Source organism: Rhizobium mulingense (assembly GCF_029194105.1).
GTDB lineage: Bacteria > Pseudomonadota > Alphaproteobacteria > Rhizobiales > Rhizobiaceae > Rhizobium > Rhizobium mulingense.
This window is the reverse complement of sequence record NZ_JARFVE010000002.1, coordinates 544,802-557,550: the sequence shown is the minus strand read 5'-3', so window position 1 is coordinate 557,550 and position 12,749 is coordinate 544,802. Positions and strand designations below refer to the sequence as shown.

Sequence of the window (12,749 nt, the reverse complement as noted above, 5' to 3'; positions counted from 1 at the left end):
CGCAGATGGCACCGCGCGTTTTTCTACGCGCGGTGCCATCTGCAGCAGCTTTGACCTATGGGCAAAAAGGAGCGAAATTCCCCGATCAGTAAACGAACGGATCGACCTCGGCCTGGCCGCCCGCCTTCGGATAGATCACCCCCTTGCGCAAAATGATGTTGGCATAGAGCCGGGGTTCGCTTGTCTGGATCACCGCGTGGGCGGCCCGCACCCGGCCGTAGAAATCTGCGCCGACGAGCGGCACCACCTGCCGGTGCGGCTCGTGCAGCGCACAGCAGTCGATCATTTCCTCATGCACCGGATCGAGCTTGTCGCGCTCGGCCTTGACGGTCGAGCGGAAGATTGCCTCCGGCACGAAATCGTCGATCGGCAGCACGCTGAGCACGGCGTTGAGCACCGGAATGAGGCGATGGCCGTCGAGCCGGATCAGCCGGCGGGCATGTTCGACACCGGGATAATTGCCGTCGACAATGGCGATTTCGTCGCCGTGGCCCATGGCGCGCAGCGTGAAAAGCAATTCCGGGCTCAGAAGCGGATCAAGTCCCTTCAGCATGGTCTATCTCCTTGAAGAGTACGTTCTGGTCTGTGAGGTAACGCGAAAAGATCGGCAGGCTGGCGCCGCCGATGGCGCGCGCCTGCGCGCCGACCGCGCCCTCGATGATTTCGGGCATGACGACGCCCTGCAGGTCGAGCTTGGCGGCCTCGTCGATCGTCGCCTGCACCATGCGGCTGCGCACCCAATGGGGAAAGCCGCCGTCGATGACGGCGGCGCTGAAATCGACGATCGAGGCGGCGGCGACGATCGCCTGGGCCAGCGCCTTGGCACTATCCTGGATCCATGCCTCCATCGGCTCGCCGAAATCCACCCAGTCGTCGGCCGAATACCAGAGCGGCTCGGGATCGATGCCGCGCTCGCGCAGCATGTTTTCTAGCACGAAGATCGAGGCGATTTCGAGCAGCTGCTTGGTTTCGCCGTTCCTGTCGCGCACGGGCAGCGGCCCGATCGCGCCCGCCGTGCCGGTACGGCCGGAAAAGATCGCCGAATTGAGCACGATGCCGCCGCCGATGAAGGAGCCGATGAAGAAATAGACGAAGTCGGGATAGGAGGGGCCGACCCCGAAGACGAGTTCGGCCCCGCAGGCGCTGGTCGCATCGTTCTGCAGGAAGACGGGGTGGGAGACGCGCGCGGCGATATCGGCCTGCAGATCGACCTCTCGCCAGACCTCCATGGCGCCCGGCGGCGCGCCCACCTCTTCCGCCCAGTTCCAGAGCTCGAAGGGGGCGGCGATGCCGAGGCCGGCAATGCGGCCGCGCTGTTTGTCGTCGAGCCTGCTCTCGATCTCCTCGAGCCCTGAGGTGACGAAGGCGAGGATTTCATACGGCAGCGGATAGGCATAGGTCTGGTGCAGCTGCATGCGGATGCGGCCGACGAAATCCATTAGCACCAGATCGGCGCTGCGCCGGCCTATCTTGAGTCCGAAGGAATAGACGGCGTCGGGATTGAGATGCATCGGGATCGATGGCTGGCCGACCCGGCCGCGCACCGGTGCCCCGCGCGATAGCAGCCCTTCTTTCTCCAGCACCCGCATGATGACCGAGACGGTCTGCGCCGACAGCCCGCTGCGGCGCGCGATATCGGCCTTCGACAGCGCGCCGTAGAGGCGCACCAGCGACAGCACGAGCCGTTCGTTATAGGCGCGCACCCTGACCTGGTTCGCGCCCCCTGCCGGATTGAGAATCGGCGGCGGGACCGGTGTGTGTTCCGGCCCATCCAAAGATGACATGGCCGCTCCTCCCGAGCGTTGGCCTCTTGCACGGTTCCCCCGGGAGGAAGCTATCCAGGGGGACTATGCACCAGCTGAAAGCGGTACGGCGGCCATTCTCTGCATTTGAAAAGGCGCGGTACCGTACATCCTAATGCGATTGAGCATGCCACATCGAATTAATAATTCAATTGGATTTATTTATTGACAAGCCGATTTCTTTCGCTCTTAATTGCCAGCGTCAAGGGCACGGACGGCTTCGGAAGCGACAAGCGACCGAAGCGAAGTGTCACATCTCGAAAATTCCGGCCCGCAGGGGCGGCGCCGGCAAACTCTGGGAGGAGTTCATGAAGAAATCAGTTCTCGCTTTCGGCGCGCTCGCACTCGGCGTCGCCTTTTCCGCGCCGGCCATGGCCGCCGACGTTTCCGCCTGCCTCATCACCAAGACCGACACCAATCCCTTCTTCGTCAAGATGAAGGAAGGTGCGACGGCCAAGGCCAAGGAACTCGGCGTTTCGCTGAAGTCCTATGCCGGCAAGGTCGACGGTGACAGCGAAAGCCAGGTTGCGGCGATCGAAAGCTGCATCGCCGACGGCGCCAAGGGCATTCTGCTGACCGCCTCCGACACTAAGGGCATCGTCTCTTCGGTCAAGAAGGCGCGTGATGCCGGCGTGCTGGTCATCGCGCTCGACACGCCGCTCGAGCCGGCCGATGCCGCCGACGCCACCTTCGCCACCGACAACCTGCTCGCCGGCAAGCTGATCGGCCAGTGGGCCAAGGAAACGCTCGGCGACAAGGCCAAGGACGCCAAGGTCGGCTTCCTCGACCTCACGCCGTCGCAGCCGACGGTTGACGTCCTGCGCGACCAGGGCTTCATGATGGGCTTCGGCATCGACCCGAAGAACCCGGACAAGATCGGCGACGAAGACGACAAGCGCATCGTCGGCCACGACGTGACCAACGGCAATGAGGAAGGCGGCCGCAAGGCCATGGAAAACCTTCTGCAGAAGGATCCGAGCATCAACGTCATCCACACGATCAACGAGCCGGCCGCTGTCGGCGCCTATCAGGCGCTGAAGGCCGTCGGCATGGAAAAGAACGTGCTGATCGTCTCGGTTGACGGCGGCTGCCCGGGTGTCAAGTCGGTCAAGGAAGGCGTCATCGGCGCCACCTCGCAGCAATATCCGCTGCTGATGGCGTCGCTCGGCATCGAGGCGATCAAGAAGTTCGCCGATAGCGGTGAGAAGCCGAAGCCGACCGAAGGCAAGTCCTTCTTCGACACCGGCGTTTCGCTCGTTACCGACAAGCCGGTCTCCGGCGTCAAGTCGATCGACACCAAGGAAGGCACGGACAAGTGCTGGGGCTAAGCCCGATCTATTGAAAGAGAAAGCGGCCGGGGCTTGATCCCCGGCCGTTTTGGACGGACGATGTGCCGTCACCCCGCCGGCTAAGCAACGAACGGATGACAATGGGTGGCGGCCTCCGCGCGGGTTCGGCGCGCGGATGCGGAGGAGGAACCATGACCGGAGCACAGGAATTCGAACGCGTCCTCGACGGCAGCGACAAGAACGTCGCCTCCTTCGAGCACCAGGGCGTCCCGCTGATCAAGCGTGCGCAGCATTTTCTGCACTCGACGCCGGCCGCGGTGCCGCTGATCGTGCTGGTGCTGGCGATCATCATCTTTGGGGTAGCACTCGGCGGACGGTTCTTTTCGTCCTATACCCTGACACTGATCCTGCAGCAGATCGCCATCGTCGGCATTCTGGGTGCCGCCCAGACGCTGGTCATCCTGACGGCCGGCATCGATCTTTCGATCGGCGTCATCATGGTGATCTCGGCCGTCGTCATGGGCAATGTCGCCATCACCTACGGCATACCGACGCCGATTGCGGTCATCGGAGGCCTGCTGGTCGGCGGTCTCTGCGGTTTGCTGAACGGCTTCCTCGTCGCCTTCATGAAGCTGCCGCCGTTCATCGTCACGCTCGGCACCTGGAACATCGTCATGGCGACGAACTTCATATATTCCGCCAATGAGACGATCCGCGACGCCGATGTCGACGCCCAGGCGCCGCTGCTGCATCTTTTCGCCGCAAGCTTCAGGCTCGGCACCGCTGTGCTCACCCTCGGCGTCATCGCCATGGTGCTGCTCGTCCTGCTGCTCTGGTATGTGCTCAATCACACCGCCTGGGGCCGGCATGTCTATGCGGTCGGCGACGATCCGGAAGCGGCCAAGCTTTCCGGCATCCAGACGAAGCGGGTGCTGCTCACCGTCTACACCATATCGGGCGTCATCGCCGCCTTCGCCGCCTGGGTTTCGATCGGCCGCAATGGCTCGATCTCGCCGTCCTCGGCAGTCACCGATTATAACCTGCAGGCGATCACCGCGACCGTGATCGGCGGCATCTCGCTCTTCGGCGGCCGCGGCTCCATTCTCGGCACCCTCTTCGGCGCCATGATCGTCGGCGTCGTGTCGATGGGCCTCAACATGCTCGGCGCCGACCCGCAATGGAAAGTCCTGCTGACAGGCGTGCTGATCATCGCCGCCGTCGCCATCGATCAGTGGATCAGAAAGGTTTCGGTGTAATCATGGCTGTCGAACCCATTCTCACTGCCCGCGGACTCGTCAAGCGCTATGGACGCGTGACCGCCCTCGACAATGCCGATTTCGACCTTTACCCGGGTGAAATCCTTGCCGTCATCGGCGATAACGGCGCCGGCAAGTCCTCGCTGATCAAGGCGATTTCAGGCGCCGTCACCCCCGATGAGGGAGTGATCACGCTCGAAGGCAGGCAGGTGCATTTTCGTTCGCCGATGGAAGCGCGTGAGGCCGGCATCGAGACCGTCTATCAAAACCTCGCCCTGTCGCCGGCGCTCTCGATCGCCGACAACATGTTCCTCGGCCGCGAGATCCGCAAGAAGGGCCCGCTCGGCTCGATGTTCCGCATGCTCGATCGGCCGGCGATGGAAAAGCTGGCCCGCAACAAGCTTTCCGAACTCGGCCTGATGACCATCCAGAACATCAACCAGGCGGTGGAGACGCTGTCGGGCGGCCAGCGCCAGGGTGTCGCCGTCGCCCGCGCCGCCGCCTTCGGCTCGAAGGTTATCATCATGGATGAACCGACCGCGGCTCTCGGCGTCAAGGAGAGCCGCAAGGTGCTGGAGCTGATCCTCGATGTGCGCGCCCGCGGTCTGCCGATCGTGCTGATCTCGCACAACATGCCACATGTCTTCGAAGTGGCCGACCGGATCCATATTCACCGCCTCGGCCGGCGCCTGACGGTGATCAATCCGAAGGAATACACCATGTCGGACGCCGTCGCTTTCATGACGGGCGCCAAGGCGGTGCCGACGGAGCCCGTTGCTGCATGAGTGCACGTATCGACGAAATCGCCGGCGAGGTTCTTAGCCGCGCCGGCGATGCCAGACGTTACCTGATCGGCATTGCCGGGCCGCCGGGTTCGGGCAAATCGACCATGGCCGACAATCTGGCAGCGGCGCTGAAAGCCAGGGGCGAAAGTTCTGCGGTCCTGCCGATGGACGGCTTCCACATGGACAATGCCATCCTGATCGAACGCGGGCTTTTGGCCCGCAAGGGCATTCCGGAAACCTTTGATGTCCGCGGCTTCCTCGATATCGTCCGCGCCGTCAGGCCGGCCGACCAGGAGGTTCTGGTGCCGGTCTTCGACCGCTCGCGTGAACTCGCCATCGCCTCGGCCCGGCCGATCGATCCCAAGGACCGGTTCATCATCGTCGAAGGCAATTATCTGCTGTTCACGCAGGGCAAATGGGCCGAACTCGACGGCATCTTCGATTTCACCATCATGCTGGCGCCGCCGATCGAGGTGCTGGAGGAGCGGCTCTGGGCGCGTTGGCGCGGTTACAACCTCGACGAGGAGGCCGCCAGCGCCAAGGTCTACGGCAACGACCTGCCGAACGGAAGGCTGATCCTGGAAAACCGCCGCCCGGCCGATGTGACGCTGGAGATCGCGCTGGCGTAATGCCGCGGCGCACGAATCGATTTCAATGCGCCGCACTTTAGTGCTATCGAGGCCGCAGACGCATCGCTTCGGAGGCCTGCCATGCAATCGATCACCATCCGCCGTCCCGACGACTGGCACCTGCATCTGCGCGACGGCGCCATGCTGGAAGGCGTGATCGCCGATACGAGCCGCACCTTCGCCCGCGCCATCATCATGCCTAATCTGGTGCCGCCTGTTGTCACCACATCAGATGCGGCGACCTATCGCGAGCGCATCCTCAAGGCCCTGCCGGACGGCCATCGCTTCCAGCCGCTGATGACGCTTTATCTCACCGAGCACACCAGCCCTGACGATGTCGAGGCGGGTGCGGAAAGCGGCCTCATCACCGCCGTCAAGCTCTATCCGGCCGGCGCCACCACCAATTCGCATGGTGGCGTGCGCGACATGGAAAAGGCGATGCCGGTGCTGGAGCGCATGGCGAAGATCGGCCTGCCGCTTTGCGTCCACGGCGAGGTGACGACACCTGACGTCGATATTTTCGACCGCGAGGCCGTCTTCATCGATACCGTGCTCGATCCGCTGCGTCGGCGCCTGCCGGAACTGAAGGTGACGATGGAGCATGTGACGACATCGGATGGAATCGATTACATCAAGGCCGCCAAGGGCAATCTCGCCGGCTCGATCACCACCCACCATCTGATCATCAATCGCAACGCCATCCTCGTCGGCGGCATCCGCCCGCATTATTACTGCCTGCCGGTCGCCAAGCGTGAAAACCATCGGCTGGCGCTGCGCGCCGCCGCCGTCAGCGGCGACGCCTGCTTCTTCCTCGGCACCGATTCCGCCCCGCATGTCGATCCCCTGAAGGAATGCGCCTGCGGCTGCGCCGGCATCTATACCTCGATCAATACAATGAACTGCCTCGCCCATGTCTTCGAAGAGGAGGGCGCTCTCGACAGGTTGGAAGCCTTCGCTTCGCTGAATGGGCCGGCCTGGTACGGTCTGTCGCCGAACGAGGAGCGGATCACCCTGTCAAAGCAGAGCGATCCGATCGTTTTTCCCGCAAAGATAGAAACTGGCGCCGGTCCGGTGACGGTTTTCGATCCGATGTTCCCCTTGCATTGGCAGGTGGTGGCGTGAGGCATTTTCAATTTTAAATCGAATATTCAATTTAAAGAGCGCCCCGGCGTTAGGCGCATAGCATTTTCATTGTGCGATGCATCATTTGTTAACGGATGCATAAGACATTCTCCGCGCGGAACCCCAGTCTGCCGATCATCTGGCGCGACAACCGCTGCGGAGACTGAAGAAGCATGACGCTTGACTACAACTCCCTCTTGCTGGCGCTCGGCGTCTCCGCGGCCTGTCTTGCCGTGACCTTGATGGGCAGCTGGCTGGTGCGCCGGGCCGAAACCGTGCTGCTCACCGCCACCATCGGCCTCGTCCTCGTCGTCAGCGGGATTTTTGTCTACAGCGCCTACGTCAACCGACCGGAAGCTCTCTTCGCTATTGGCAGCTTCGTGCTGTTCCATGCCGGCTTTGCCACGATATGGGGCGCGGGGAAACAGTTCCTCACTGGCCATGTGTCGAATGCCGCCATCGCGATCCGGGCTCTGGCGGCGATTGCCGCCTCGATCCTGCCGATGCTGTCAGGCTATGACGGCCTCGCCTTCATTGCCGACAATCTCGCCATCGCCCTGTTGCTCTTCGCCACCGCCCGGCAATATTGGCTTGCTCGCGCCGAAGCGCCGGCGCCGCTCCTCGGTATTGCCGCGCTCTATACGCTGACGGCGATCTCCTTCCTGCTCTGCGCCGCGGTTCTCGTTTCCGACGGCAAGCTGGTGCTCGGCAAGGCGCCTAGCAACTGGGCCGAGGATCTGAGCCTCGCCATTTGCATCGCCGGCATGACGGGGATCGGCGCGCTGTCGCTGGCGCTGCATCAATGGCGGCTTGCCGCCCGCCATCGTCTGGAGGCGATCACTGATCCGCTGACCGGGCTGCTCAACCGACGCGCCGTCTTCGACGAATACGGCACGCGCCCGATGGGAACGACCACCGCCGTCATCGTCTTCGATATCGACCATTTCAAATCCGTCAACGACCGTTACGGTCATGCCGCCGGCGACCGCGTGATCACTGTCTTCGCCGACGAACTGACCGCCCATTGCCGCCCCGGCGACACCGCCGCCCGGCTCGGGGGCGAAGAATTTGCGCTGGTGCTGAAGGAGATCATGCCCGGCCGGGCTGAACTGACGGCTGAGCGAATCCGCCGGGCCTTCGAGGCGCGCGAAATTCCGATCGACGGCGAAGTGCTGAAATGCACGGTCAGCGTCGGGGTGGCGCCCGGCCGCTCGACGCCGCTCGATTTCGATGCCATGCTGAGCGCCGCCGACAAGGCGCTTTACGCCGCTAAACGCGGCGGCCGCAATCGCGTCGAGCTGGCCGGCCACCTGCAGGCGGTGCCCCTCGAGGCATCTCGCACGGCGTCTTGATCCCGGACTCAGCCGGCGGCCGAGTTTCCTCAATCTATCCGGCGCAGACCATGCGCAGACACGCCCGGCGACTGGCGTCTGGTCGCGTCACAGCACAACGGCAAGGTCCCAGGTGATCGGGCTCTCTCGGATATCGGCGCTTGCCTCTCAAACCATCATCAGCGCCCGCACAAAGGCGATCGAGGTGAGAAGCGATGCAAGCGTCCGCACATGGTTCCACCACGTCCAGTCCCTAAGATAGGTCGCCCAGAGCTTGGCCGCTTGCGGCCCGCTGCCGCTCACCTTCTCCAGCGCATCGTTCATCGGCACATTGAAGATGATGGTCGAGACGAAAGAAGCCAGGAGATAGAGGGCGGCGCCGGCCAGCATCAACATGGATGCTCCGCCGCGCCAGTTGATCACCGCCAGCACTGATATGACGAGGCAGAGGATCGCCGTCGGCGCGAACAGCGCCATGAACGGCGAGCGGATGATCGTGATGTTGATCGAGTTCATCGCGGCGATGCCCTGTTCCGCCGGCAGGCGCGCGAAGGCCGTCATGATGAATGCCGAAAAGGCGAAGAAGATGCCGGCGATGAGGCCGCTGCCGATTGCGGCGGCCGTCAGGGAAAGGACGAGGATGATCTGCATGCCGAAGTTCCTTCTCTTGCAGTCAGGCGCGCCTTGCGTCTGGAAACCGAGGGCTCTTGCTGCTATTGCCGGAGACGCAAAGCCGAAGGAGAGCCGCATGATCCAGACCACATTTCCCGACCGCGCCCTGATGGCCGAACTGGTGGCCAAGATGCTCTGGGAGATCAAGGCGGTGCATTTCAATGCCGCTCAGCCTTACAAGCTCTCCTCCGGCATGGCGAGCCCGGTCTATATCGATTGCCGCAAGCTGCTCTCCTATCCGCGCATCCGTTCGACGGTCATGGATTTCGCCGCCAGCACGCTCCTGCGCGATGCCGGTTTCGAGCAGTTCGACTGCATCGCCGGCGGCGAGACCGCCGGCATCCCGTTCGCCGCCCTGCTCGCCGACCGCCTCGGCCTGCCGATGATCTATGTCCGCAAACAGCCGAAGGGCCATGGCCGCAATGCCCAGATCGAAGGCAATATGCCGGAAGGCTCGCGCGTGCTCGTCATCGAGGACCTGACGACGGCCGGCGGCAGCATGTTCAAGTTCATCGACGCGGTCCGCGCCGCCGGCGGCGTCGTTGATCACGGCATCGCGCTGTTCTTCTATGACATTTTCGGCCAACAGCGCTTTACCGAGGGCAAGGTGAAGCTGCATCATATCGCCACCTGGCGCAATGTCCTGGCCGTCGCCAAGGCGCAGCAGCTGTTCGATGGCAAGACGCTCGGAGAAGTCGAGGCCTTCCTCGATGCGCCGCTCGCCTGGTCGGGAAGGAATGGTGGCGTCAGTGAGCTTTCGCTCTAGCCTTTTGACAAAAGCTCGCTTAATTCGATTGAAGAACGCGTAAGTCCTTTTGGGAGGAATCCGATGATTTTGTGCTGCGGCGAAGCCTTGATCGACATGCTGCCGAGGGACACAACCCTTGGCGAAAAGGGCTTTGCCCCCTATGCCGGCGGCGCGATCTTCAACACCGCGATCGCGCTCGGCCGCCTCGGCATCCCGACCGCCTTCTTCACCGGCATTGCCGACGACATGATGGGCGAAATCCTGCTTGCGACGCTGAAGGCCGCCAATGTCGATTACAGCCCCTGCGCCATCACCCCGCGCCCCTCGACCATCGCCTTCGTCAAGCTCGTCAACGGCCAGGCGACCTATGCCTTCTACGACGAGGGTACGGCCGGCCGGATGATCACCGAGGCCGACCTGCCCGTCCTCGGCGATGATTGCGAAGCGCTGCATTTCGGTGCGATCAGCCTGATCCCGAGCCCCTGCGGTGAAACCTACGAGGCGCTGCTCGACCGTGAAGCCGAAAAGCGCGTCATCTCGCTCGATCCCAATATCCGCCCCGGCTTCATCAAGGACAAGCCGGCGCATATGGCCCGCATCAAGCGCATGGCGGCCAAATCCGACATCGTCAAATTCTCCGACGAGGACCTCGACTGGTTCGGTCTTTCGGGCGACCACGATACGCTCGCCGCCCACTGGCTCGCCCAAGGCGCCAAGCTCGTCGTCATCACGAAGGGCGCCGAAGGCGCTTCCGGCTATACCAGGGACCGAAAGGTGACGGTGCCGAGCGAGCGCGTTGCCGTCGTCGACACGGTCGGCGCCGGCGATACCTTCGACGCCGGCGTGCTCGCGTCGCTGAAGAGGGATGGCCTGCTGACCAAGGCACGGGTCGCTTCGCTCGACGAACAGGCGGTGCGCAATGCCCTGACGCTCGGCGCCAAAGCCGCCGCCGTCACCGTCTCCCGCGCCGGCGCCAATCCGCCCTGGGCGCATGAGATCGGACTTTAGGAACAGGCCAGCGTCGGCCCCAGCCGTGAGCTCCGGCCCCTCATCCGCCTGCCGGCACCTTCTCCCCGCTTGCGGGGCGAAGGGGATATGCGGCAGCCTCTCTGTCTCTCGTCAACGTCTCGTCGGGCACGTCCCCTCTCCCCGTTTACGGGGAGAGGGTTAGGGTGAGGGGCATTTTTAACGCTTACTTCGCCAAGCGCCGCAACCAGCTCTTGCGTCCAGGAAACATGGCCCGCCCGCGCGCCTTCGACGACTATCCCTGCGCCCCGCTCCGGTCGGAGCTCGGAACAGCCACCAGGTCCCGCAGGAAATCTTTGCACCACAGCGAGACGTCGTGCGAGAGCAGATGTTCCATCATCCTGCTCCAGCGGTCGCGGCGCTCCTCAAGTGACATTGCGAGCCCGCGGGCAATCGCATTGGCGGTGCCTTCGACATCGTAGGGATTGACCAACAGCGCCCCCTTCAGCTCCCGTGCGGCGCCGGCAAAGCGTGACAGCACCAAGATACCGGGGCGATCCGGATCCTGGGCGGCGACATATTCCTTGGCGACGAGATTCATGCCGTCGCGCAACGGGGTGACGAGCCCGATCGTCGCCAGCCGGAAAAGCCCGGCGAGCACGTTGCGGCTGATCGATCGGTTGACATAGCGGATCGGTACCCAGTCGACCGTTCCGACGGCGCCGTTGACGCGGCCGGCCTGTTCGGCGACCATTTTCTGCATATGCTCGTATTCGGGAACTTCCGATCGGGATTTCGGCGTGACCTGCAGAAAGGTCACCTTGTTCTGGTAGGCCGGATTGTTGCTGATGAAGCGCTCGAAGGCTTCCAGCCGCTGAATGATTCCCTTCGAATAATCGAGCCGATCGACCCCGATGATCATCTCCCGTCCTTCGATGCTGCGTCGGGTCTTCTGGACCATCACGTTGTTTGCCGCCTTCTCGGCGAATTCTGCGAAGGCCGCGGTCTCGATGCCGATCGGATAGGCGCCGGCCTTGAAGATCCGTCCATGCGAATCGAATAATCCGTTGCCGAGGTCGTCGCCAATGCCCTCTCTTCTGAGATAACCGGCGAAATTCTGGAGATCATAGTCCGTCTGGAAGCCGACGAGATCGTAATGCGAGAGCCCACGCATGATCTCTTCGTGGACCGGCATGGTGACGAGAATATCGGCCGGCGGCCAGGGAATGTGCAGGAAAAAGCCGATCCGATTCTTCAATCCCATCTGGCGCAATTCGGCGGCCAGCGGAATGAGGTGGTAATCATGAACCCAGATAATGTCGTCCGGCTCGATCAACGGCGCCAGCCGGTGCGCGAAGAAGCGGTTGACGCGGAAATAGCCGGCCATTTCCTTCCGGCCGTATTCGGCAAGATCCAGGCGGTAGTGGCAGATCGGCCAGAGAACGCGGTTTGCAAAGCCGCGATAATATTCCTCGACGTCGGTGTCGGTGAGGTCGGTCAGGGCAAAGGTGATGTTGCCCTTCTGCTGCAGCGACAGCGCGCCCGGTTCCCTGTCGCCGCTCGACTCTCCCGACCACCCCATCCAGATGCCGCCACGCTCCAGCAGGGCTGCCTGCAGCGCGACGGCCAGGCCGCCGGCAGCAGCACCGCCATCCTTGCTCGGCACGGGAACACGATTGGAAACGACGATAAGACGGCTCATAAGCTTCCTTCAGTTGAGATAGAACATGAAAACGCGATGTGACGAGCGTCCTGGAGAACCGTCTGAATGTGACGGGGGCGATGCAGGGCAGGCACAGACATCGAACGGGCCATCCAGACGAGGGGCCGCCGTATAGGCCGGCGGGAACAATGGAACGGAGCGTCGTTCCGGGCTTGATAGGCCATGTCGTCGGAAATACCCATTGCACAGAATTTGCTTGAATCTAGGGCGATTCCGCCGGAATGGAAGAATTCCTTCTACAATTTTGCATTAGAAGAACGTTTCATCCGGTTCCGCACGACGAGCCCGTGGTGCGGCAGGGACGCACCAGACGAGTTGAAGTTCGTTTCGGCAATGATGATGTTTTGCGCCGATCGCGGCGTCGGCCGGTCAATGGCGCGCCGGTCGCAGCCTGCCGGAGCGCCCTCTATCGACACAGGCAGGCCG

The 12,749-nt window shown here is 62.9% G+C and carries 12 protein-coding genes; 8 read left to right on the top strand and 4 right to left on the bottom strand.

The features are described from left to right. Window positions 1-85 precede the first annotated feature (85 nt). On the bottom strand, window positions 86-553 hold the full coding sequence (locus PYR71_RS02840; protein ID WP_183914271.1) for an RbsD/FucU family protein: 468 nt from the start codon (window positions 551-553) through the stop codon (window positions 86-88). Beyond that, entirely contained in the window at window positions 537-1,784 is a 1,248-nt protein-coding gene (locus PYR71_RS02835; protein WP_183914273.1) for an ROK family transcriptional regulator, read from the bottom strand. Before PYR71_RS02835 ends, PYR71_RS02840 begins: the two co-directional genes overlap by 17 nt. Before the next feature lie 326 nt (window positions 1,785-2,110). Here PYR71_RS02835 and PYR71_RS02830 point away from each other — a divergent pair, with 326 nt between their 5' ends. The 6 genes from PYR71_RS02830 to PYR71_RS02805 all read left to right on the top strand — a co-directional run bounded on the left by PYR71_RS02830 (window position 2,111) and on the right by PYR71_RS02805 (window position 8,235). Then, entirely contained in the window at window positions 2,111-3,130 is a 1,020-nt protein-coding gene (locus tag PYR71_RS02830; protein WP_011423843.1) for a sugar ABC transporter substrate-binding protein, read from the top strand. A 152-nt stretch (window positions 3,131-3,282) separates the two neighbouring features. After that, window positions 3,283-4,347 carry an ABC transporter permease gene (locus PYR71_RS02825; RefSeq protein ID WP_275618137.1) on the top strand — a complete coding sequence of 355 codons (1,065 nt, stop codon included), beginning with the start codon at window positions 3,283-3,285 and terminating at the stop codon, window positions 4,345-4,347. Window positions 4,348-4,349: 2 nt separating this feature from the next. After that, entirely contained in the window at window positions 4,350-5,132 is a 783-nt protein-coding gene (locus PYR71_RS02820; RefSeq protein ID WP_183914277.1) for an ATP-binding cassette domain-containing protein, read from the top strand. Continuing rightward, window positions 5,129-5,761: a nucleoside triphosphate hydrolase gene (locus PYR71_RS02815; protein WP_275618136.1), complete on the top strand. Its 633-nt coding sequence runs from the start codon at window positions 5,129-5,131 to the stop codon at window positions 5,759-5,761. Before PYR71_RS02820 ends, PYR71_RS02815 begins: the two co-directional genes overlap by 4 nt. Before the next feature lie 81 nt (window positions 5,762-5,842). Further along, complete coding sequence (pyrC, locus tag PYR71_RS02810) at window positions 5,843-6,883, top strand: dihydroorotase (RefSeq protein ID WP_275618135.1); 1,041 nt, start codon at window positions 5,843-5,845, stop codon at window positions 6,881-6,883. Window positions 6,884-7,056: 173 nt separating this feature from the next. Then, window positions 7,057-8,235: a GGDEF domain-containing protein gene (locus PYR71_RS02805; protein WP_183914283.1), complete on the top strand. Its 1,179-nt coding sequence runs from the start codon at window positions 7,057-7,059 to the stop codon at window positions 8,233-8,235. A 147-nt stretch (window positions 8,236-8,382) separates the two neighbouring features. On the opposite strand, the gene PYR71_RS02800 is transcribed toward PYR71_RS02805, so the two are convergent. Further along, window positions 8,383-8,865 carry an anthrone oxygenase family protein gene (locus PYR71_RS02800; protein WP_275618134.1) on the bottom strand — a complete coding sequence of 161 codons (483 nt, stop codon included), beginning with the start codon at window positions 8,863-8,865 and terminating at the stop codon, window positions 8,383-8,385. A 97-nt stretch (window positions 8,866-8,962) separates the two neighbouring features. Here PYR71_RS02800 and PYR71_RS02795 point away from each other — a divergent pair, with 97 nt between their 5' ends. Then, window positions 8,963-9,652, top strand: a complete 690-nt coding sequence (locus tag PYR71_RS02795; RefSeq protein ID WP_275618133.1) for an orotate phosphoribosyltransferase — start codon at window positions 8,963-8,965, stop codon at window positions 9,650-9,652. A gap of 63 nt (window positions 9,653-9,715) precedes the next feature. Continuing rightward, the gene (locus tag PYR71_RS02790) at window positions 9,716-10,642 is read left to right on the top strand and encodes a carbohydrate kinase family protein (RefSeq protein WP_275618132.1); all 927 of its coding nucleotides are present in this window, start codon (window positions 9,716-9,718) and stop codon (window positions 10,640-10,642) included. 253 nt (window positions 10,643-10,895) lie between these two features. Here PYR71_RS02790 and otsA read toward each other — a convergent pair whose 3' ends face one another. Continuing rightward, a complete protein-coding gene (gene otsA, locus PYR71_RS02785; RefSeq protein WP_275618131.1) occupies window positions 10,896-12,302 on the bottom strand; it encodes an alpha,alpha-trehalose-phosphate synthase (UDP-forming) in 1,407 nt (468 codons plus the stop codon). Between the last annotated feature and the right edge of the window lie 447 nt (window positions 12,303-12,749).